The sequence below is a fragment of the Chloracidobacterium thermophilum B genome, assembly GCF_000226295.1.
Lineage (GTDB): Bacteria > Acidobacteriota > Blastocatellia > Chloracidobacteriales > Chloracidobacteriaceae > Chloracidobacterium > Chloracidobacterium thermophilum.
In genome coordinates this window covers 724,159-745,164 of record NC_016025.1, presented here as the reverse complement: position 1 = coordinate 745,164, position 21,006 = coordinate 724,159, and the positions used below count along the sequence as shown (strand labels likewise).

Genomic DNA, 21,006 nt, shown 5'->3' with positions numbered 1-21,006 from the left:
GACACGGCATGATACTGGCTCTGGTCGATCCGCTCTGGACGCGCCTCATCCAGTTCTTTCGTACGTCCTACCTCGAATTGCTCACTGTGCTCGCCTGGGCGGCGCTGGTCTGGGGGCTGGTCCTGCTGCTGACCCACGGCATCCGGGCGCTCGTGCGCCGGGCGGCAGCGGAGCTGGAGCCATCCTACAACGCGCTGCGCCATCCGGTGCGGGCGTTCCTGTGGCTGCTGGTGTTGCCGTTGGGGATGGAGTTCATCGAACTGCCCCGGTCGGTTCAGAACCGCATTGAAGCCGGTTTCAAGGTGACGCTGACACTGGTCGCCCTCTGGCTGGGTTTTGAGCTGGTGGCCGTGGCAACGGAGTTTGCTCTGCAGCGCCTGGCGGCAGCCAACAGCACGGATGAACAACGGCGCCGCTCGGCGGCGACCTGGCTGGCGATTCTGCAGCGGCTTATCCAGGTGGGCATCATCGTCGTCGGCGCGGCGCTGTTTCTGATGCAGTTTCAGGTTGTCCGTACGATTGGGGTTTCGCTGCTGGCCTCGGCCGGTCTCGTGGGTGTTGTGGTCGGTATTGCCGCCCAGAAGACGATTGGGAACTTCGTCGCCGGCATCCAGATTGCCATTACCCAGCCCATCCGGGTCGGCGACACAGTGATCGTCGAAAACGAGTACGGCCAGATCGAGGAACTTACCTTTACGTTCGTTGTCGTCCGGCTGTGGGACAAGCGGCAGCTCATTCTGCCGGTGTCGTACTTTCTCGAACGCCCTTTCCAGAACTGGACGCGCTACACGCCGGAACTCATCGGCGCCGTGTTTGTGCAGGCGGATTTCGGCGTCCCCGTGGACGCCATGCGGGCGGAGTTGCAACGGCTCTGTGAAGCGGACCCGAATTGGAACGGACAGGTCTGCCGGTTGATTGTCAGCGACGTCAACGAACGTTCCATCGTCGTGCGCGCCACCGTATCCGCTGATGAGCCGGCCAAGCTCTTTGACCTGCGCGTGGCCGTTCGGGAAGGTCTCGTCCGCTGGCTGGCGACAACCGAAGACGGTCGTTACCTGCCGCGCATCCGGCAGGCCGACCTGCTGTAAGTGCCGGCAGGGTTTGGAATCCGTCCGGTCAGGCGGTTTACCTCTGGCTACAACAGCCAGCCAATGTCGGGATGATAGACCCGCCCCAGCGTCCGCCCTTCCAGGCTGCGGTGGCGCTGGTGATCGTGCATGCGCCGGACGCCCGTGTTGGAGACCTTGAGGCCATAGGACAACGACTGGGGGCGGATGTAGTACGTCCCGAACACGGCCGGAACAAACACGATCAGCCTGTCGTCGCTGGCCAGGTGCAGGAACAGCTCCCAGTCCTCCTCGATGCTGTTGATGACGGGTTCGACCTGAAAGCCGCCGCACTGCCTGAGTTGGGCAGCGTCCCACAGGCTGCACAGGTCAACCTCATTGTTCTGAAATATGGACGACCGGTAGGCCACGTTGGAGTACAGGCCCGTGATCCGTCCGGCTTCGCGCACAATGAGGTTGCCATAGACAACGGCCGCTCCGGTTTCCCGGATGGCACGGTAAAACAGAAACAGGTTGTTGCCCTGAAGCTCATTGTCGGCATCGAGCCAGCACACATACCGGTAGCGGGCCAGATGCAGGATGCGGTTGCGCACGGCGGCCGGGCCCTGCTGGCTCTGACCAAAGCCAACCCGCAGGGCGATGTCCGTGATGGTTGCCGCTGCGTGCGCCAGCCATTCCACTGAACCATCCCGTGAGGCATCATCCACGATGACGAGTTCGCCGGGGACGCCACAGGCGGCCAGACTGTGAAGCGCACGGCGGGCGGAAGCCACGCTGCGCGGCAGAAACAACCGGTGGTTCCAGTTCGCCATGCCGATAGTGACGCCATTGGCGTTCCACGGGTGCGTCATAAGTTGCGTCATGCCAGCCATCCAACGTCGGGGTGATACATGCGCCCCAGCAGGCGGCCTTCCCGGCTGCGGAGTTCGTTCTGGTCAAATATCCGGCGCAGCCGCTGGATAAGTGGCTCCGGGGCAAGGGTATGCAGGCCGCCGGGCAGGCGGTGGTAGTACCCCAGCACGGCCGGCACGAACACGATCAGCGCACCGCGCGCCAGCAGGCGCATCATCAACTCCCAGTCTTCCAGCAGGCCGCGCGTCGTCTGGTAGCCGCCGGCCGCCAGCGCCGCCGGGATGTCGAGCAGGGCAAAGTTGTCCACGTAGTTTTGCCGATAGACCCGCGCCTGAAGCGGCTCGTTGGAGAGCACATCGGGTTGGGTATCACCCAGCACGAACAGGTTGCCGTAGGTCAGCGCCGCCCCGGTTTCCAGCGCGGCGCGGTAAAACAGCCACAGGTTGGCGGGTTCAAGGGCGTTGTCAGCGTCGAGCAGGCAGGCGTGGCGGTAGGCGGCATGGGTCAGCCCCGTGTTGCGGGCCGCGCCCAGCCCGACGTTGCGCGGCAGCCAGACGACCCGTACGGCCACATCGGGGTAGTGCGCCGCAAGGTTGAACAGGTACTTCTGCGAGCCATCGCGGGAGGCATCATCCACGACGAGCAGCTCACCGGCGACGCCCTGCGCCTGAAGGCGGCGCAAGCCGTCCAGCGCCGAACGTACCGACCGGGGCAAAGCGAAACGATGGTTCCAGTTGGGGATGAGAATGGACAACCCGGCACGCTGGACCATGACCGCCCTCACCACAGTGCCGCAAAGGCCGCCCCCAGAGGGGGACGCGCCAGAAGCTGCGCACAGAGCGTTGTGATAAGCCGCGCCGGTGCGTCCGTGGCGGCAAACTGGCGCAGTACGGCCACGTCGGTCAAAACGCAGCCCGGTGCTTCGGGGCCGTCCGCTGGTCGCGCATCGAGTTTGATGGGGCAGGCGCCGGACAGCAGGGCTTCCAGCGCCCGGAACGCCTCAAAGTGGGAGTGTGCGTGGCGCGAAACCCACACGTAAAACCGGGTCTTCGCCAGCAGGCGCGCAAGCTGGGCGCGGCTCAGCCGTCCACGGTCGGGACGACCCTGCCAAGGTTCATCCGCCGGCAAAAAGGCCACGCCATCCGGTTCCCAGTCGGTCAGCTCTGCCACGAGCGCCGCCCGCCCGGCCGTGGCTTTGCCTACCACGGCCCATGGAATCGGGCGCAACGGGAACTGTTCGGCAGCCGTCGCCTGCACCTGCGCCAGCACCGCCCGTTCGGCCCGGGTTGGCGTGTGGTACAGAAACCGGTAGGGCAGGGAAGCCAGCGCCGCCGGCAGGGTTTGGGGGTGCCAGCCGACATCCACCAGGGCTGTCCACTCCGGGCCCTGGAACTGGCGCTGAAACGAGTCCGTGCCGACACACTCGGCGATGAGCAGGATGCGTTCCGCCGCACTATTGACCTTTGACATAAGCACCACAACATCCTGTTGTGACAGACGTGGATCATTGGCCAGCCCGGCCCAGTTGACCGCGAGCACCCGGCGCGCCGGGGCCGCCGCAAGCCAGTCGGGAACGTCCCACAGCCGCGCCCGTGGCCGCCAGTCGTCCGGCAGGTCAGACCACAGGCGTGTGGCCAGATTGCCGTAAAGCCAGTCCGTGGCGCGGCTGTAGAGGATGTCAAGGTCAGACGGGCTGGACATGGCTGGCAGGCGGTGGCGGCCCTGCAACGATGGCGGCAAAGGCGTCTCCAAGGGCCGGCCGGGCGAGCGCGGCGGCATACATGGCCGCCAGCAGGCCGGCCCATCCCGACGTTGCCAGAGCTTCCTTCATGGCGTCCAGGGACGGAAACACACAGGGTACGGTAGCAAAGCTGTCCGCATGGCTGGGGTCAATCTTGACGGGCAGCGCCCCGCACCGCAAGGCATCGTGGACGCGGAATGTCTCAAAGTAGGGAACCGAATGTTGGGTGCGCCAGATGTAAAGCCGCGCCTGATGCAGCAGCCGCTCCAGTCCGTCGCCCGTCAGGCGGCCGCTGCCGGGGCGCGCCGGGCCGGGTTCGGCCAGAAGAAGCAGGCCGTTTGGCTGCCAGCGGACGAGTTCCCGGGCAAATGCAATGCGCTCCGGCGTCCGCATCCCGACAAAAGCCCAGGGAAGCGGGCGATGGTCGCCCTGCGCCGGAAGTTGCTCCAGAGCTGCGCTGAACTGCCGGAACTGCTCCTGTTCGGCACGGGTCGCCACCGTGCCAAGGACGTGATAGGGTAGCGCGCCGTATGGCTCCGGTAGTGGATAGCCGAACCATCCGACTTCGATGAAGTCTGTCCAGGCAATGCCCTCGGCGAAGTGCAGTTCAAACCAGGTGGTGCCAACGCATTCCGCCGAAAGCAATGTGCGCCGGGGGGTATGGGCAACGCGGGCGCACAGTTCGGCAACGCGCGGGCCGAGCCGGGGTTCGCGCACGGCTTCCTCCCAGTTGACGACAACGACGTGGTCGGACGGCTCGCTGTCCAGCCACTCGACCACGTTCAGCAGCCGTGCCGTGGCGCGGAGCGGGTCTGGCAGGTCGGCGTGAAGCCGCCGGGCAAAGTCTGCGTGATACCAGTTGTTGGTGTGGCTATAGATGATGTCCATAGACATGATGGCTGACCGCCGGGTGCGTCTTGGCTGGGCCGTCCTGTGGATGCTGCTGTTGGGTTGCGGCGCAGCAGCCCAGTCAACGCTCGCCCGGCTGACCGGCAGTGTTGTGGATGGCGAGCGTTTGCCGGTCACCGGCGCAACCGTGGTGGTTCACGATACGCGGCGCAACGTCGTTCGGGAAGTGACAACCGATGCGCAGGGGCGGTACGTCTTCACGGCGCTTGAACCGGCGACGTACCGGGTGGCAGCGCGCCATCCCACGGCGGGGGCGGCCGTCGAGATGCTCATCACCCTACAACTGGGGGAGCAGCGGGACGCCCTGCTGGTGCTCGTGCCCACGCCGACGTTCGACGCCGAAGTGCGGGCCGACACGACGGCCATCGAGACGACCAGCGCCGGGCAGAGTCGCACCGTGGATGAGCGGAGCATCCAGGCGCTGCCGCTGTCCGGCCGCAACTTCGTGGACCTGGTGAAACTCTCGCCCGGCGTCACGCCCGGCCGCGAAAATGTGGGCGGCGGGCCGTTCAAGGAGCCGGACATCGGTGTTGGCGCGGCCGCCGCGCCGCGCATTGCCTTTGGCGGCCAGACCGAACTCAACACGCTTGTGCAGCTTGATGGCCTTGACCATATCCAGACCGTCACGGGCCTACCACGGGCAACCCCGCCGACCGAGGCTGTTGCGGCCTTTCGGGTGAGCAATGCCACGTTTGAAAGTGAGTACGGGCGCTCGTTGGGCGGTTTTGTCAACATCCTGACGAAATCCGGCACCAATGACCTTCACGGCAGCCTTTACGGCTATGGCATCCACGACGCGCTCAGCGCCCGGCCGCTGCTGACCGGCTCGCAGTGGGTGCTGCGCCAGTTCCAGTACGGCGCCACGCTTGGCGGGCCGCTGCGCCGGGACCGCTGGTTTTTCATGACCAGCTACGAAGGGCAGCGCCGGGCCGAATCGAACCGGTTTTCGCAGGTCATCCTGTCGAATCTCGATGCCATCAATGCCGTCCGGCGGCACTACGGCCTGACGCCGGAAACGTCCAATCAGATACGAACCGGGGACTACGACTTGGGCTTTGGGCGCGTGGACTGGCGGCCGAACGACCGCCATACGCTGGCCCTGCGGCTGAATGCGCTGGTTGGCACGACACGCGGCTTTCCGGGCGGCGGCGGCCGGGCGTCACCGGCTTCGACGACCGCCCGCGACAACCGGACGACGGATGTGACCGTCAGCGCCACCTACACGGCGGTGCTGACGCCGACGCGCGTCGGCGAAGTACGCGGGCAGTGGGCGCGCCGTGACTTCACCTTTCGCCCGCGTTTTGCCGAACCGGCGCTGGAGCTGCCCAACCTGATCGTCATGGGCAAAAGCACGTCCGACGTGGATGACTACCGCGAAGACCGGCTTCAACTCGCCGGGGTACTGACGCAGTTGAAGGGCGCGCACACCGTCAAGGTCGGCGGAGACTGGTCGCGGCTGGACGACACCGCGCGGTGGGATTTGTTCTTTCCGGCGCGCATCATTTTTGGCGGACTGCTCCCGGCGTTTCTCAACCGCACGCCCGACGGGCAGCCAAATCCGCAGCCGAGCACCTTCTGGTTTCCCTTCGTGACGGGCGCAACGACGGCGCCGCCAGTGCCCTTTCCCTTTACACGCGCCGTGCCAGAAGCCCTGCGGCCGAATGTCACCACGCAGCTTGTCCACGCGCATTACGGCCTGTTTGGGCAGGATCAGTGGCAGGCCGCGCCGTCGCTGACCGTCACCTTCGGTCTCCGGTACGACGTGGAAACCTATCCTCGCCGGTTTTTTGACCGGCGTGACCGCAACAACTTCCAGCCACGGGTGGGGGTGGCGTGGGCCGTGGGGCGCGGTGTCGTCCGGGCGGGCTACGGGGTGTTCACGGACCGGATAGCGTCCAGTGTCGGGCAGGTCATCTTTGGCGCGGAATGGATTTCACGCGGCGACGTACCCACCGCGCCCCAGGTCTTTGCCGATGTGGCGCGCTTTGCCGGGCGTTTCCGCCAGGCAACAATCAGCGGCCCCTCCTCGGCCACCTCGCCGATTGGGGCCGCACGTGCAACCGATATTTTCCTGCGCGGAACCGCTGGCGCGCCGGTTGGCTATGGCGTGCCGGTCGGGCAGCCATTGCCGCCGGGCACCTTGCCGCTGCCAACAGCGGAAAGCGGCGCCACGGCCAGTTTTGCCGACAACCTCAGCCGCCGGTTGCGCAATCCCTACGCTCAGCACTTCACGCTGGGCACGGAGTATCCGTGGCGGGGGGTGGTGTGGTCGGCGGCGTACCTGCGCGTGCTAGCGCTGAAACTGCCGGGCCACACCGGCAACCTCAATGCCTTTCAGACGGGCGTGCTGCCGACGGGCAAGCCCATTCTGGCCGGCCGCCGGTTTGCCGAACTGGGGCACTTTTTTGTGACCGACAACCTTGGCGCAAGTGGCTACCACGGCGGCTTTTTTGTGGCCCGCCGCACCTGGCGGCAGGGCTGGTCGTTGTCCGTGGCGCATACGTGGTCGAAAACGCTGACGACGGTGGATGCCGTCAACAATCTGGCCGACTACCCTGAAGGACTCACGCTGGAGCGGTTTCTGTCGCGCCAGCATGCGACGCATCGCCTGGCCGCGACCTTTGCCGGAGAAGCGCCACGCCCGACCGGCTGGCTGGGCGGCTGGCAGGGAGCCGTCGTCATCGCGCTGGAAAGTGGGCGTCCGTTCAATGTTTTTGCCGGGGGAGACTTCAACGGCGACGGCAATCCCAACAGTGACCGTCCGGGGCTGCTTCCGCGCAACAGCTTTCGGGGTCCGGGATTCGCCACGGTGGATGTCCGCCTTGGCCGCCGCTTCCGGCTGAGTGAGCACCGCGGATTGGAAGTGACACTCGATGCATTCAACGTGGCGAACCGGGTCAACATCCGCGACCTGAATCTGGCTTATGGAGGAAGCAGTCTCGCTGTGCCGCCGAACCCACTGTTGCAGTTCGGCGCTCCGCGCGATGTGTTTGGGGCACGGCAGCTTCAATTAGGCGTCAAACTACGGTTTTAACCGCGACTTCCCGTGGTGGAAGCCATTTTGGGTGTCTGTTTGTGCAGGTGCTGACTTGCAGACCGGAACAAAATCAACAATCTTTGCCCCACATGCGCCCCGTACATTCAGGGAACGGCTGGTTTCAGGTGGTTTCCGGTCGTCCCGCATGACGTTCGGTTGGGGTGTCAAATCGGTCAGGTTGGTCATCACGGTTTGCAAAGGAGAGAACCGGTTGTGCATTGGCGGTGGAACTGGACAGGCAAAGGCTTCCTCTGGGTGTGGTTACTCGGTGTGGTTGGATTTGCGCCCGTAGTGGCGCTGGCGCAGCAGGATGGCGGCACGCGCCCGATGCGGGCGACATCGGTGCACACCCTCGTCGGCGGACGGGTGCGGATACAGTTCACCGATGCTTTCCGTGGCTATCTGCGCCGGGCGCATGTGGCGTACGATACCGTCGGGGCCTCGGCCGCCGATGGCGACGCCGTAACCTTGCCGGTGGCGGACGGCCTGCTTGATCTGGCGTCGGGACGCGGCACGGCCGTATGGCGCGGCGGACTGGCGCTGGAAACGCCCAAAGCCGATGTCGAACTCCGGGGCTTTCGGCTGGATACCGTCGGCAAACTGCCGCTGGTGTGGGCCACTCTGGTGACCGAGGGTGAGCTCGACCGGACGGTGCCCCTGTTCACGGCAACACTTCCCTCCGAACAGCTTCCCCTCCGGTTGATCGGCGGTCGTGTGACGACGCTCCGCAATGTCGAACTGCGCCTGACGGCGGAAGGTGCGCTGCTTCTCAACCAGCTTTCCGAACGTGAAATCTTCTCCTCAAACCAGATGGTCGGTCTGGTCAATCTCATTGCCATCGTCGAGTAGCCCTCTGCCCATTGGCGCGCGCCCATGAAGGTTTTTGTCACAGGCGGCACCGGCTTTGTCGGTGCCAGTGTGCTGCGCGAACTGCTCGCCGGTGGGGCTGAAGTCCGGGCGCTGGCGCGACGCAACAGTGACCGGCGCAATCTCGAAGGTCTGAACATCGAAGTTGTCGAAGGCGATCTCGACGATGTGGCGCTGCTGACCCGCGCCATGGCCGACTGTGAGTGGGCCTTTCACGTGGCCGCCCACTACAGCCTGCTGCGGCGTGACCGGGACGCCATCTATCGCGCCAATGTCGAAGGCACGCGCCACGTCCTGCAGGCAGCGCGCGCCGCCGGCATCAAACGCCTTGTCCACACCAGTTCGGTGGCGGCCATCGGCGTACCGCCCGAAGGCGAAGTTGCCGACGAGACGTTTCAGACCACCGTCGGGGAACTTGTCAGCGATTACAAGAAGTCCAAGTTTCTGGCGGAACAGCTTGCCCGCGACGCCGCCCGCGAGGGGCTTCCCGTCGTCATCGTCAATCCCAGCACGCCTATTGGGCCGTACGATGTCAAACCCACGCCGACCGGCGACATCGTGTTGCGCTTCCTGCAACGGCGCATGCCGGCCTACGTGGACACGGGGATGAACCTGATTCACGTGCGGGATGTCGCCATCGGGCATATCCGTGCCGCCGAGAAGGGGCGCGTCGGCGAGCGGTACATCCTCGGCCACCGGAACATGACGCTCAAGGAAATTCTGGACACCCTGGCGGCCATCACCGGGCTGCCGGCCCCAACGCGCCGCCTGCCCCACTGGTTGCCTGTTGTCGTTGGCGCAGTGGATGAATTCTTCCTGAGTCGGCTGACGGGAAAGCCGCCGACGGTCGCCTTTGATTCAGCCCGCATGGCAGCGCATCCGATGTATTATGACGCAACGCGCGCCGTGACCTACCTGGGCCTGCCCCAGACGCCCATCGAGACGGCGTTGCAGGAAGCTGTAACCTGGTTTCGGGACCATGGCTACGTCTGAGCGAGACGGTTGCATGAACCTTCTGGAATCCGTACCTGCTGTCGTTCCTGCAGTTCGGGAGTGCGCCGAACCGGCGCTTCCAACCCCATCTGACCTGGCCGTGTGTGTGCGGGGCTGGCTTGGTGTTGCCGAATGTGCGCGTCTGGTCGAGGGGGTCTATGCCGCTCGTGACCACTGGGTGGAGGCTTTTGGCGGGTTGCAGTTTTCCCTGGGGCGCGCCTGGTACACCGACCTCGAAATGGAACGTGAGGCAGACTACTTTGCCGAAGCCGCCGAACGCAATGCCCTGGTCGAAAGGTATGCCCCGGGCCTGCAGCGCCGGATGCGCCGCCTGCTGCGCGCGGTGGTTGGGCAGCCGGTTATACAGCGGGAAGGTTGGTGCGGGGCCGGGGTGCACATCTTCCCGGCCGGCGGTTGGGTGGCCCATCAGGGCGGCGAAATCCACTTCGACATCGAAGGGCTGCGGCCCGAACAGCTTGCCGCCCGCGCGCCGGCGCTCACCGTGGTCGTCATGCTTCAGCCGCCACAGTCCGGCGGCGGTCTGCGATTGTGGGACGCCCGTTTCGATGGCGATGAAATCCCGTCGCCAGCGCAGTTGGAGCAGCCCAGTGCGTCCGTTACCTATGGCGTCGGCGACGCACTGATTTTCGACAGCTACCGTCTGCACTGGATTGAACCCTTTGACGGCGACCGCGACCGCATTTCCACGACGGTGCATGCCGTCCGGGTGGGGGCAGTCTGGGAGAGTTGGTTCTGACCGCGCCCGGCACGTCCGCCGGGCAGAGTACCGGCCGCGTCACAGTGGCAGGTACTTGCCGATGATGGCCGCCAGCCGCCGGCGCGTTTCGGGAAACACCAGGTCCGGGCGCGTCATGATGGCGTTTTTGAGCGCAGAAGCGTAGGGCGAGGTGGGATTGGTTGCGGCCAGGCGGCGGAGCGTTCCCCGCACGATGCGCTGCGCGGTGGCCACGTTGCGGTTGAGGTAGTCAATGACCATTTCCACCGTCACATCGGCATGGCCCGGATGCCAGCAGTCGTAGTCCGTGACCATCGCCAGCGTGGCGTAGCTCATTTCCGCTTCGCGCGCGAGTTTGGCTTCCTGGAGATTGGTCATCCCGATGATGTCCATGCCCCATTGCCGGTACACATTCGACTCGGCGCGGGTGGAAAACGCCGGCCCTTCCATGCACAGGTACGTACCGCCCCGGTGGACGGTCACACCGTCCAGTTCGCGACCGGCTGCTTCCAGCGCGTCGCACAACACCGGGCACACGGGGTCAGCAAAGGTGATGTGGGCCACGATGCCTTCGCCGAAGAAGGTGGATTCGGCGGTTCGTCCGCGCGTCCGGTCAAAAAACTGGTCGGGAATGACGACATCGAGCGGCTTGAGTTCCTCCCGCAGTGAGCCGACGGCCGAAATCGAGATGACAAACTCGACGCCCAGCATCTTCAGGGCGTAAATGTTGGCGCGATAGGGCAGTTCGGAAGGCAGCAGGAGATGTCCGCGACCGTGGCGCGGCAAAAAGGCCATAGGCACGCCGTCCAGCCGTCCGGTGATGATGGCGTCGGAGGGTTTTCCAAACGGGGTGTCGAGAAACAGCTCTTCTGTTTCCTCAAAGGCTTCCATGCGGTAAAAACCACTCCCGCCAATGACGGCATACTTGATGGGCGACGAAGGTAAGGTGGTCATACAGGCGTTGTACACTCCACAATGAAATCACCAGGTGAGCCGTACGATAGCATGACTGTAACCGATGGCATTCAGCGCCGCGCCCCGGATGGGAGCGCGTCTGTTGTGTCACCGGAGGCGACCAGACCGGAAACCGGCCCGGCTGCCTGGCATGTGCTTGACCGGCGGATTGCCTACCTGGCGCGCGCCTGTGGGTTGCTCCGGGGGACGTTCGTCCTGCCTGTGCCGGAAACGGCTGACCCGCCGGATACCTCGCCCGAAGCCCTCAACCACTGGCCGGCGAGGTTTTTGACGGCCGTCGCCCAGGAAGACGATGCCGCCTTCGTCCGGCGCTATGCTGCTTTGTTTGCTTCTGAGCCAGCGGCCGAAGCGCCACAGGTTGGGTTGTTTGACCGTTTGGCGGAGGTACCGTCGCTGGCAGCCTACGACGGCGTACTGGGGCGCTGGCTCGACGCGGGGGATGTCATTCACATCGGCGACCTGATGGCCGTCCGTCGCCAGCAGGGGGGAAGTCCGCTGTTGCTGACCATGGCCGATGTGCATCCGGCGCTGGCGGTGTCCCGCTGGTGTCTGGTGACGGACGTGCAGCACCGGGAACGGTTCGAGCCGTGGCTGCGGCTGTTGCGTACGCTGGGGACGGAAGACTTCGATCCCCTGGCCATGCAGTGCCGGGTGCTGGAGTTGCGCGAGCGTCTGCGGGAAGTCCAACTGGAAGCCGAGCGGAACCTTCAGGCGGAACTTCAGAAAAAAGACCGGGAGGTGGCCGCCGTCTGGCAGGCCAAAGACGAGGAAATTGCCCGCCTGGGGGCGCAGTTGCACAACGTCCAGATGCAGGCGCAGACTCAGGCGGCGCAGCTTGCGGCCCGTCTGGCTGAACTGGAAGCCGCAGTGCAGGCCAGGGAAGGGGAGCTTGTCCAGGCGCACCAGCGGCTTTCCGAAACACAGTCCGCCCTTCAGTCCTGTCAGGAAGAACTCCACCGCACCCAACAGCAGGCGGCGCAGCTTCAGCACCAACTCCAGGCCATTCTGGCATCACGTTCGTGGCGGCTCACAGCCCCGCTGCGGCGGTGGTTCGGCCGGGGGACGCCGTGACCGTGCGCACGTGTCCGCTGCCCCTGGCTGACCCTGTGCCAGGGCCTCGCGCGAAGTCGCCCCGGTGTGATATGTCATCGGAAATGTTCTCAAAAATACAAACCGGCGAAAACCTATGGACCTGACGGCACTGACTCAAACCTTTCCCCTTGGCAGCGGTGGTACGGGGCGGCTGGTCTCGCTCCCGGCGCTGGCGGCGGCCGGCTTTGGCGATATTGCCACGCTGCCGGTCTCACTGCGCATCGTGCTGGAATCTGTCGTGCGCAACTGCGACGGAAAACGCATCACCGAAGACGATGTACGCCGCCTGGCGCAGTGGGCGCCGACGGCTGAGCGGACGGCGGAGATTCCCTTCGTCGTTGCGCGGGTACTGCTTCAGGATTTCACCGGCGTGCCGCTGCTGTGCGATCTGGCCGCCATGCGCTCGGCACTCGAACGCATGGGCCGCGACCCGGCGCTCATCGAGCCGCTCGTGCCGGTGGATTTGGTCATTGACCATTCCGTGCAGGTGGATTTCACCGGGCGCGAACGAAGCCTGCCGACCCTGGGCGGCAACGGGCTGGGTGGCAATGGCACGCCGGCCGATCCACTGACGCTCAACATGCAGTTGGAGTTTGAGCGCAACCGGGAACGCTATGAGTTTCTGAAGTGGGGCATGCAGGCGTTCAAGACGTTTCGGGTCATTCCGCCGGGCATCGGCATCTGCCATCAGGTCAATCTGGAATATCTGGCGCAGGGCGTACTTTCCCGCGAAGACCTGTACTTCCCGGACACGCTCGTGGGGACGGACTCCCACACAACCATGATCAACGGCCTGGGCATCGTCGGCTGGGGCGTAGGGGGCATCGAAGCCGAAGCCGCCATGCTGGGTCAACCTGTGTCATTTCTGACCCCGGACGTGGTTGGGGTCAACCTCAAGGGCTGCCTGCGCGAGGGCGTTACGGCCACCGACCTCGTGCTGACCGTTACGGAAATGCTGCGCAAGGCGGGTGTCGTCGGGAAGTTCGTCGAGTTTCACGGGGAAGGGGCGGCGGAGTTGAGCGTTCCCGACCGGGCCACAATTGCCAACATGGCGCCGGAATACGGTGCGACCATGGGCTTTTTCCCGGTGGATGAAAAAACCTGCGCCTATCTGCTGGCCACGGGCCGCTCGCCGGAGCACGTCGCCACGGTGCGCAACTACTTTGAGGCGCAGGGCATGTTTGGCATCCCGGCCGCGGGGGCCTGCCGCTATTCAACCGTTCTCGAACTGGATTTGGCGACCGTGGAAGCCAGCGTGGCCGGCCCGAAGCGTCCCCAGGACCGGATTGCTGTCGGGCGGTTGGCTACGGCCTTTGGGGAAAGCCTCCAGAAGCCGGTCAGGGAAGGCGGGTTTGGGATTGCACCCGATGCGGTTGCCATACGTTATGCCGTAAGCGATCCCTACTTTGGCGACCTCGGCCACGGGGATGTCGTCATTGCCGCCATCACCTCCTGCACCAACACATCAAACCCCAGCGTGATGCTGGCGGCCGGCCTGCTGGCACGGAAGGCGGTGGCGCGCGGGCTGCGCGTGCGCCCCACGGTCAAGACCTCGCTGGCCCCCGGCTCACGCGCTGTCACAGCTTACCTGGAAAAAACCGGTCTGCTGCACGACCTGCGGCAGGTGGGCTTTGATGTTGTCGGTTATGGCTGTACGACCTGCATCGGCAATTCGGGGCCGCTTGATCCGGCCATTGAGGAAGCCATCACCACGCACAGCCTGGTGGCTGCCAGTGTGCTTTCCGGCAACCGCAACTTCGAGGCGCGGGTGCATCCCAATGTCAAAGCCAACTTTCTGATGAGTCCGCCGCTGGTCGTGGCCTTTGCCCTGGCCGGGCGGGTGACGCTCGATCTTGCGCAGGAGCCGCTGGGGTATGACGATGCCGGTCAGCCGGTGTATCTGCGTGATATCTGGCCGACGGACGAGGAGATCGGTGCGGTTCTGGCGACGGCTTTTGACCGTGACACCTACCAGCGGCTTTACGCTGATTTCACCGCTGAACATCCGCTGTGGAATGCCATTCCCACCGTCACCGGGCAGGTCTATCGGTGGCAGGCGGATTCGACCTACATCCAGGAGCCGCCGTTTTTTGCCGACTTCAGTCTCGAAACGGGTACGTTTGCCGACATTCATGGCGGGCGGGCGCTGGCGATCTTTGGCGATTCCGTCACGACCGATCACATCTCCCCGGCGGGCAGCATCAAGCCGACCTCCCCGGCCGGGCAATACCTTCAGGCGCGACAGGTGGCCGTGGCCGATTTCAACAGTTACGGCGCGCGCCGGGGCAATCACGAGGTCATGATGCGCGGCACGTTCGCCAATGTCCGCATCAAAAACCTCATGGTGCCGGGGACGGAAGGCGGCATCACGGTGCACCAGCCCAGCGGCGAACGGATGGCCATCTATGACGCCGCCATGCGCTATGCCGAAACCCGGACGCCGCTCTTTGTTTTGGCCGGGAAAGAATACGGCACGGGCAGTTCCCGCGACTGGGCGGCGAAGGGCACGGCGCTGCTGGGCGTACGGGTGGTGGTGGCGGAAAGCTTCGAGCGTATCCACCGCAGCAACCTCGCCGGCATGGGCGTGCTACCCTGTCAATTTACTGGCGGCGTCACGGTGCAGTCGCTGGCCCTTGACGGCAGCGAAACCTATGCCCTGGAAGGTTTGTCCGGTGGCGTCAGCCCGCGCCAGATGGTGACGCTCGTGATTGAACGGGCTAACGGGACGGTGGAGCGCATCCCGGTTCAGCTCCGCCTCGACACCCCGGTGGAGATTGACTATTACCGCCACGGCGGAATTTTGCCCTACGTGCTCCGGCAAATGCTAACGTAGCGGGCTTGGGTGGAACACCGCCGTCAAACGCTGTGGCGGGCTGAACGACGAAGCCGGAGGAAACACGCTTCTTGCAAGACCTGAAGGACATATCGCGGATGCGCCTGACGATTTTCCGCGATTACGGTTGGCTGCTGTATTCCCTCGTCCTCCGCGATTTGCGCGGGCGGTACAAGGGTTCGGTACTCGGTTTCTTCTGGACGTTCCTCAACCCGCTGCTGCTGATGCTGACCTACAGTATCGTCTTCGGGTACTTCCTGCAGGTCAACGCGCCAGCCTATCCGGTCTTCATCCTCAGCGGCCTGCTCCCGTGGATATGGTTTTCGACGGCCCTGCTGCAAGGCTCGACCTCGATTCTGGAGGGGGCCTCATACGTGGGTAAGACCATTTTCCCCACGCCGGTGCTGCCGCTCGTGCCGGTGCTGGCCGGGATGGTCAACTACCTGCTGTCGCTGCCGCTGCTGTTGTTGCTCCTGCTCGTGTTTCGGCTGCCGCTGGGGTGGGGACTGGTGTGCTTTCCGGTGTTGCTTCTCATTCAGGCGCTGCTGCTGTCCGGGCTGACAATGGCGCTGTCGGCGCTCAGCGTGACGTTTCGGGATACGCAGCACCTGCTCGGTCACATCGTGACCATTCTCTTCTTTATGATGCCGATTATGTATCCGCTGACGGCGATTCCCGAACGGGCGCGGTGGATTGTCGAGCACAATCCGCTGGTGGGACTTTTTTACGGCTACCAGCAGATATTCTATTATGGCGAAGTCCCTGACCCGCGCCGGTTGCTGTGGCTGTTGGTGCTGGCCGTGGCGGTGTTCTACGGTGGGCAGTTCACATTCAACCGGCAGTCGGAGTCCTTTGCCGAACACATTTAGCGAACGCACGCCAGCGCCGGTTGTGGGGCGCGTGGGAGGCGCACGTTTGGGCATCTTTGCCGGCTGCGCCATTCCGTTTTTCAAGTCCAAGGAGAGTGCCAGCTTATGAGTGCACCGACGCCACAGGCTCGCCCTGTCATCAATCCGATTCGTACCCGGTCTGACTGGCAGGCCCAGCGGGCCGCCTGCCAGCAGGACCCCGGCGCTTTCCACGGCGCCATTGCGCGCCGTGAGCTGCACTGGTTCGACCCCGCACACCGGGCGTGGGTGACGTACGACGAAGCCGCCGCACGCTGGACGGGCTATGACGATGCGACCGGTGCGCCGGTGACGCCCGACCTGCCGCCGGATTTCAGCCCGTGGAAGCGGGCGTTTGACGACTCGGAAGCGCCTTTCTACCGGTGGTTTGCCGGTGCGTGGACAAATGCCTGCTTCAACGAAGTGGACCGCCACGTGCTTGCCGGGCACGGTGAGGAGGTTGCCTTCTACTTCGAGGGCGACCGCTGGGACCAGTCCCTGGATGAGGGCCGGGGCGGCCCCGTCGTCTCCTTTGCCGTTACCCGCAAGCAGCTTCTGCTGGAGACCGTCAAGGCGGCCATGGTGCTTCAGAAGTTGGGGCTGCGCGCCGGCGACCGCATCGCCATCAACCTGCCCAACATCATGGAGCAAATCTATTTCACTGAAGCGGCCAAGCGGCTGGGGGTCATTTACACGCCGGTGTTCGGCGGTTTTTCGGCCAAAACCCTCAGTGACCGCATCCACGATTCGGGCGCCAGAGTCGTCATCACCTCGGATGGCGGCTACCGGAATGCGCAGATTGTGCCCTACAAGGAAGCCTACACCGACAAGGCGCTGGATGATTATGTGCCCGTGGCGGACGTGCTCGACATCGTTCACAACACACTGGAACTGCTCACCGAGAAATCCACTTTCGGATGGTCGGGTGAGCATTTCCACGATGCCGTCATCGAGCATATCTGCCGGGCCGTACGGGAAGCCATTGCCGGGGACATCACCGTGGAGCGCGCCGACGCCATGCGCGGCGTCGGTGTGGGGTTGAGTGAACTGCGCCTGCTGTCAGCCAAGGCGAAATCCATGATTCGCACGGCCATTGCCAAGGCGCTTGTGACGACGCCGGCCCGCGTCGAAGCTGTCATCGTGGTCAAACACACAGGACAGGATATTGTCTGGCGTCCTGAACGTGACCACTGGGCGCACGACCTGCTGGCTGCGGCCAGCCGGCAACTGCTCGAAACGGCACGGGCGCGCGGGTTGGCCGTCGAAACCGAAGCCGATTTGCTGGCGCTGCCGACTGCGGATTTCATTGCCGTACTCTACGCGCATTCACGTCCGGTGCCGGTGGACGCCGAGTTTCCGCTGTTTTTCATCTACACCTCCGGTAGTACCGGGAAACCCAAAGGGGTCGTTCATGTTCACGGTGGCTATGTGGCTGGCATTGCCCACACGATGCAAATTGCGTTTGACGCGCGGCCGGGCGATGTCATGTATGTCATCGCCGATCCGGGCTGGATTACCGGGCAGAGCTATCTCATTTCGGCGGCGCTGACCACGCGGGTCACCAGCGTCGTGGCCGAAGGCGCGCCGGTGTTCCCCAATGCCGGGCGCTTCGCCTCCATCATCGAGCGTTACCGGGTCAACATCTTCAAGGCCGGCTCGACCTTCCTCAAGGCCATCATGAGCGATGCCCAGAACCGCGCCGATGTCGAGCGGTATGACGTTTCCTCGCTGCACGTGGCGACGTTCTGTGCCGAGCCGACTTCGCCTGCCGTACAGCAGTTCGGCATGGACCTGCTCTGCCGGCAGTACATCAACTCCTACTGGGCCACGGAGCACGGCGGCATCGTCTGGACGCACTTTTACGCCAATGAGGACTTTCCCCTGCGCCCCGACGCCCACACCTATCCGCTGCCGTGGGTGATGGGGGATGTGTGGGTGGCCGAGGAAACGGATGACGAGGGCGTCGTCCGGCGGCACCGCCCGGCCGAAATCGAGGAAAAAGGGGAAATCGTCATCACGCAGCCCTACCCCTATCTGGCGCGCACCGTCTGGGGCGATGTCGGGAAGTTTGCTGTGACGACGACCCCCGTGGGCAATGGGCGGGAAGCCGTGGCTGTTACGCCCGCCTGGCGCGGCGATTTCGAGCGTTACAAGAAGCTGTACTGGACGAAATGGGCCGGGACACTGGCCTACACCCAGGGCGATTTTGCACGCAAGTACGCCGACGGCAGCTTCAGCCTGCACGGCCGCTCTGACGATGTCATCAACGTGAGCGGGCATCGCCTGGGCACGGAAGAAATCGAGGGCGCCATCCTGCGCGACAAACAGATCAACCCCAACTCTGTTGTCGGCAACGTCATTGTCATCGGCGCGCCCCACCGCGAGAAGGGACAGACGCCGGTGGCCTTCATCCTGACAGCCGCGGGACGCAAGCTGACGACCGAAGACGAACGGCGGCTGTCGGAACTTGTCCGCCAGGAAAAGGGGCTGACGGCTGTTCCGTCGGACTACATCCCGGTCACGGCGTTTCCTGAAACGCGCAGCGGCAAGTACATGCGGCGTTTCCTCAAGAACCTGCTCTTTGGCGAGCCGCTGGGCGACACCACGACGCTGCGCAACCCCGAAGTGCTCGCTGACCTTGCGGACAAAATCAAAGCCTGGCGCGAAAAGGCACGCCTGCGCGAAGAAAGCCGCGTGTTTGAGACCTATCGTTACGTGCGTGTGCAGTACTTCGACGTGGTGCCGCCCAAGGCCGGACAACCGGCCCAACGGATCGCGCTGGCCACGATTACCAACCCGCCGGTCAATGCGCTCAACGAACGGGCGCTGGATGAACTCATTACGGTCATCGAGCACCTTGAACGCCGCGAGGACGTGAAGGTGGTCATCTTCACCGGTGAGGGCACGCGCTCGTTTGTGGCCGGGGCCGATGTCAAGCAGTTGCTTGACTTCAAAACCGTGGCGGAAGCCCTGCCCCTGCCCAACAACGCCCACCTGGCTTTCGGCAAAATCGAGCGGATGCACAAGCCGGTGATTGCAGCCGTCAATGGCGTGGCACTGGGCGGCGGCAATGAGTTTCAGATGGCCTGCCACTACACGGTAAGCGAGCCGACGGCCATCTTTGGGCAGCCCGAAATCCGGCTGCATCTCATTCCCGGCTATGGCGGCACGCAGCGGCTGCCGCGCCTGCTGGCGCTGCGGCGTGGGAACTGATACCGCCGGATGCTGTCAGCGATGCCGTCAGCGCGCACCCGCATCAAAATCTGCGGTGTCACGTGCCCTGCCGATGCCGAGGCGGCCGTGGCTGCCGGCGCTGACCTGCTGGGGCTGATCTTTGCCCCTTCCAGCGTACGGCGTGTGGAAGTGGAAACCGCGCGTGCCATTGCCGCAGCCGTCCAGGGACGTGCCGAGACCGTCGCCGTGTTTCAGGATGCGCCTGCTGACGCCATCAATGCCGTCGCAACGCACATCGGTTGTGATTTCGTCCAGTTGCACGGGCAGGAAGCCCCGGCGCTGGCAGCCAGGGTCATCCGGCCGGTGATTCGCGCCGTGGTGGTGACGGCCGCCACGGCAGAAACGGAAGTCAGGCTGTGGGCGCAGACAAAGAACGTCGCCCACCTGCTGTTTGACCGCCCCAAGGCGCAACCGGAAGCCGACTGGGAAGCCTGGCTCGACCGCCTTTGGAAGGCAGTCTCTTCCGGGACCGACCGCTTTCCGGGGAGTTTTGTCGCCGGTGGGCTTTCTGCCGAGAACGTGCCGGAGATGATTCGGCGGTGGCGTCCCTATGGCGTGGATGTGGCTTCCGGGGTGGAGTCTGCGCCCGGACGAAAAGATGCCCGACGGATGCAGGCCTTTTGCCAGGCCGTCCGGCAGGCGCTGGAACCGGTCTGAGTCCGGTCGTAGCTGCCAAAAACGAACGCCGACCCGGAAGGGGTCGGCGCATCACTTTGGCTGTGCTTTCCGGTTCTGCCCTAGAAGGCTTCGTCGAAGGCGACTTCTCCGGTGACGCCGACCTGATAGGCCGCCACACGTCGTTCAAAGAAGTTCGTCACTTCCTGCACATCCTGCAAGTCCATGAAGGGGAACGGATTGCGGACGTAGAAGCGTCTTTCGCAGCCGAGTCGCGCCAGGCGCTGGTCGGCCACAAACTCCAGGTACTGCCGCATGTCGGCCAGCGACAACCCGGCCACACCGCCCGAAAGCAGGTCTTCCGCAAACTGCATTTCGCAGTCCACGGCTTCCTCAATCATCTGCACCAAGGCGGCTTCCATCGCGTCGTCGAACAGTTCCGGTTCTTCCTGCCGTACCTGGTCGGCGACGGCAAAGGCAAAGTTCATGTGCAGGCTTTCATCCCGGAAAACCCAATTCGTCCCCGAAGCCAGCCCGTGCAGCAGCCCCTTGGAGCGCAGAAAATACACATAAGCAAAGGCCGCAAAGAAGAACAGACCCTCGACGCAACTGGCAAAGCACAGCAGGTTGAGCAGGAATTTCCGGCGGTCTTCACGGGTGTGCAGTTCATCGAGCAGGAAGATCGAATCAATCCACCGCTGGCAGAACTGTGCCTTGCGCGCAATGGAGGGAATGTTGTGGACAGCGGCAAAGGCGCGCTCCCGCTCAGCCAGGTCGGGAATGTAGGTGTCGAGCAGCGTCAGGTAGAACTGGACGTGGAGCGCTTCCTCGAAAAGCTGCCGCGAAAGGTACATCCGCGCTTCGGGCGCGTTGATGTGCTTGTAGAGGTTGAGCACCAGGTTGTTGCCCACAATGGAATCGCCGGTGGCAAAAAAGGCCACCAGGCGGTGAATGAGGTGGCGTTCCGCTGGTGTCAACCGGCTGTGCAGGTCAGCCACGTCGGTTGAAAAATCCACTTCCTCAACCGTCCAGGTGTTTTTGACCGCATTGCGGTACATCTCATAAAACAGCGGATACTTCATCGGCCGCAACGTCAGGTTGAAGCCGGGGTCGAGCAACATAATGAGTCCTCCTTACATTTCAGGCGCGCGGCGAACCGGTGCCGCGC

General features: G+C 64.1%; 16 protein-coding genes. 10 read left to right on the top strand and 6 right to left on the bottom strand.

Annotated elements, in window-relative coordinates:
- The first annotated feature begins 8 nt into the window (after positions 1–8).
- Positions 9–1,088: a mechanosensitive ion channel family protein gene (locus tag CABTHER_RS14160; RefSeq protein WP_014101359.1), complete on the top strand. Its 1,080-nt coding sequence runs from the start codon at positions 9–11 to the stop codon at positions 1,086–1,088.
- Positions 1,089–1,135: 47 nt separating this feature from the next.
- Here CABTHER_RS14160 and CABTHER_RS14155 read toward each other — a convergent pair whose 3' ends face one another.
- From CABTHER_RS14155 to CABTHER_RS16265, 4 genes are read right to left on the bottom strand one after another with little or no spacing between them, the layout of a single operon-like run.
- Positions 1,136–1,930, bottom strand: coding sequence for a glycosyltransferase family 2 protein (locus CABTHER_RS14155; protein ID WP_187288450.1), 795 nt, complete (start codon positions 1,928–1,930; stop codon positions 1,136–1,138).
- The gene (locus CABTHER_RS14150) at positions 1,927–2,691 is read right to left on the bottom strand and encodes a glycosyltransferase family 2 protein (protein ID WP_014101357.1); all 765 of its coding nucleotides are present in this window, start codon (positions 2,689–2,691) and stop codon (positions 1,927–1,929) included. The genes CABTHER_RS14155 and CABTHER_RS14150 overlap by 4 nt, the downstream gene beginning before the upstream one ends.
- 8 nt (positions 2,692–2,699) lie before the next feature.
- Positions 2,700–3,620, bottom strand: coding sequence for a hypothetical protein (locus CABTHER_RS14145; protein ID WP_014101356.1), 921 nt, complete (start codon positions 3,618–3,620; stop codon positions 2,700–2,702).
- Complete coding sequence (locus tag CABTHER_RS16265; RefSeq protein WP_148264123.1) at positions 3,604–4,554, bottom strand: hypothetical protein; 951 nt, start codon at positions 4,552–4,554, stop codon at positions 3,604–3,606. The genes CABTHER_RS14145 and CABTHER_RS16265 overlap by 17 nt, the downstream gene beginning before the upstream one ends.
- Between CABTHER_RS16265 and CABTHER_RS14125 the strand changes: the two genes are divergently transcribed.
- The 4 genes from CABTHER_RS14125 to CABTHER_RS14110 all read left to right on the top strand — a co-directional run bounded on the left by CABTHER_RS14125 (position 4,541) and on the right by CABTHER_RS14110 (position 10,223).
- On the top strand, positions 4,541–7,603 hold the full coding sequence (locus tag CABTHER_RS14125; protein WP_228374095.1) for a TonB-dependent receptor: 3,063 nt from the start codon (positions 4,541–4,543) through the stop codon (positions 7,601–7,603). The genes CABTHER_RS16265 and CABTHER_RS14125 overlap by 14 nt on opposite strands.
- A gap of 216 nt (positions 7,604–7,819) precedes the next feature.
- Entirely contained in the window at positions 7,820–8,455 is a 636-nt protein-coding gene (locus CABTHER_RS16260; RefSeq protein WP_148264122.1) for a hypothetical protein, read from the top strand.
- A 24-nt stretch (positions 8,456–8,479) separates the two neighbouring features.
- Positions 8,480–9,466, top strand: a complete 987-nt coding sequence (gene hpnA, locus CABTHER_RS14115) for a hopanoid-associated sugar epimerase (protein WP_014101352.1) — start codon at positions 8,480–8,482, stop codon at positions 9,464–9,466.
- Positions 9,467–9,479: 13 nt separating this feature from the next.
- A complete protein-coding gene (locus CABTHER_RS14110) occupies positions 9,480–10,223 on the top strand; it encodes a 2OG-Fe(II) oxygenase family protein (protein WP_014101351.1) in 744 nt (247 codons plus the stop codon).
- Positions 10,224–10,262: 39 nt separating this feature from the next.
- On the opposite strand, the gene mtnP is transcribed toward CABTHER_RS14110, so the two are convergent.
- Positions 10,263–11,156: an S-methyl-5'-thioadenosine phosphorylase gene (mtnP, locus tag CABTHER_RS14105; protein WP_014101350.1), complete on the bottom strand. Its 894-nt coding sequence runs from the start codon at positions 11,154–11,156 to the stop codon at positions 10,263–10,265.
- A 51-nt stretch (positions 11,157–11,207) separates the two neighbouring features.
- Between mtnP and CABTHER_RS14100 the strand changes: the two genes are divergently transcribed.
- The 5 genes from CABTHER_RS14100 (at position 11,208) to CABTHER_RS17295 (ending at position 19,880) form a co-directional block, all read left to right on the top strand.
- Complete coding sequence (locus tag CABTHER_RS14100; protein ID WP_014101349.1) at positions 11,208–12,248, top strand: hypothetical protein; 1,041 nt, start codon at positions 11,208–11,210, stop codon at positions 12,246–12,248.
- Positions 12,249–12,363: 115 nt separating this feature from the next.
- Positions 12,364–15,102, top strand: a complete 2,739-nt coding sequence (gene acnA, locus CABTHER_RS14095) for an aconitate hydratase AcnA (protein WP_014101348.1) — start codon at positions 12,364–12,366, stop codon at positions 15,100–15,102.
- A gap of 98 nt (positions 15,103–15,200) precedes the next feature.
- Positions 15,201–15,971 carry an ABC transporter permease gene (locus tag CABTHER_RS14090; RefSeq protein ID WP_014101347.1) on the top strand — a complete coding sequence of 257 codons (771 nt, stop codon included), beginning with the start codon at positions 15,201–15,203 and terminating at the stop codon, positions 15,969–15,971.
- A 105-nt stretch (positions 15,972–16,076) separates the two neighbouring features.
- Positions 16,077–19,202, top strand: a complete 3,126-nt coding sequence (locus tag CABTHER_RS14085) for an AMP-binding protein (protein WP_014101346.1) — start codon at positions 16,077–16,079, stop codon at positions 19,200–19,202.
- Between the two features lie 9 nt (positions 19,203–19,211).
- Complete coding sequence (locus CABTHER_RS17295; RefSeq protein ID WP_014101345.1) at positions 19,212–19,880, top strand: phosphoribosylanthranilate isomerase; 669 nt, start codon at positions 19,212–19,214, stop codon at positions 19,878–19,880.
- An 80-nt stretch (positions 19,881–19,960) separates the two neighbouring features.
- On the opposite strand, the gene CABTHER_RS14075 is transcribed toward CABTHER_RS17295, so the two are convergent.
- A complete protein-coding gene (locus tag CABTHER_RS14075) occupies positions 19,961–20,959 on the bottom strand; it encodes a ribonucleotide-diphosphate reductase subunit beta (RefSeq protein ID WP_014101344.1) in 999 nt (332 codons plus the stop codon).
- Positions 20,960–21,006: the final 47 nt, after the last annotated feature.

Coding starts and splice junctions, on each gene's coding strand:
- hpnA (WP_014101352.1), top strand. CDS start 8,480: ATGAAGGTTTTTGTCACAGGCGGCACCGGCTTTGTCGGTGCCAGTGTG.
- mtnP (WP_014101350.1), bottom strand. CDS start 11,156: ATGACCACCTTACCTTCGTCGCCCATCAAGTATGCCGTCATTGGCGGG.
- CABTHER_RS14150 (WP_014101357.1), bottom strand. CDS start 2,691: ATGGTCCAGCGTGCCGGGTTGTCCATTCTCATCCCCAACTGGAACCAT.
- CABTHER_RS17295 (WP_014101345.1), top strand. CDS start 19,212: ATGCTGTCAGCGATGCCGTCAGCGCGCACCCGCATCAAAATCTGCGGT.
- CABTHER_RS14110 (WP_014101351.1), top strand. CDS start 9,480: ATGAACCTTCTGGAATCCGTACCTGCTGTCGTTCCTGCAGTTCGGGAG.
- CABTHER_RS14145 (WP_014101356.1), bottom strand. CDS start 3,620: ATGTCCAGCCCGTCTGACCTTGACATCCTCTACAGCCGCGCCACGGAC.
- acnA (WP_014101348.1), top strand. CDS start 12,364: ATGGACCTGACGGCACTGACTCAAACCTTTCCCCTTGGCAGCGGTGGT.
- CABTHER_RS14100 (WP_014101349.1), top strand. CDS start 11,208: ATGACTGTAACCGATGGCATTCAGCGCCGCGCCCCGGATGGGAGCGCG.
- CABTHER_RS14090 (WP_014101347.1), top strand. CDS start 15,201: ATGCGCCTGACGATTTTCCGCGATTACGGTTGGCTGCTGTATTCCCTC.
- CABTHER_RS14085 (WP_014101346.1), top strand. CDS start 16,077: ATGAGTGCACCGACGCCACAGGCTCGCCCTGTCATCAATCCGATTCGT.
- CABTHER_RS14075 (WP_014101344.1), bottom strand. CDS start 20,959: ATGTTGCTCGACCCCGGCTTCAACCTGACGTTGCGGCCGATGAAGTAT.
- CABTHER_RS16265 (WP_148264123.1), bottom strand. CDS start 4,554: ATGTCTATGGACATCATCTATAGCCACACCAACAACTGGTATCACGCA.
- CABTHER_RS14155 (WP_187288450.1), bottom strand. CDS start 1,930: ATGACGCAACTTATGACGCACCCGTGGAACGCCAATGGCGTCACTATC.
- CABTHER_RS14160 (WP_014101359.1), top strand. CDS start 9: ATGATACTGGCTCTGGTCGATCCGCTCTGGACGCGCCTCATCCAGTTC.
- CABTHER_RS14125 (WP_228374095.1), top strand. CDS start 4,541: ATGTCCATAGACATGATGGCTGACCGCCGGGTGCGTCTTGGCTGGGCC.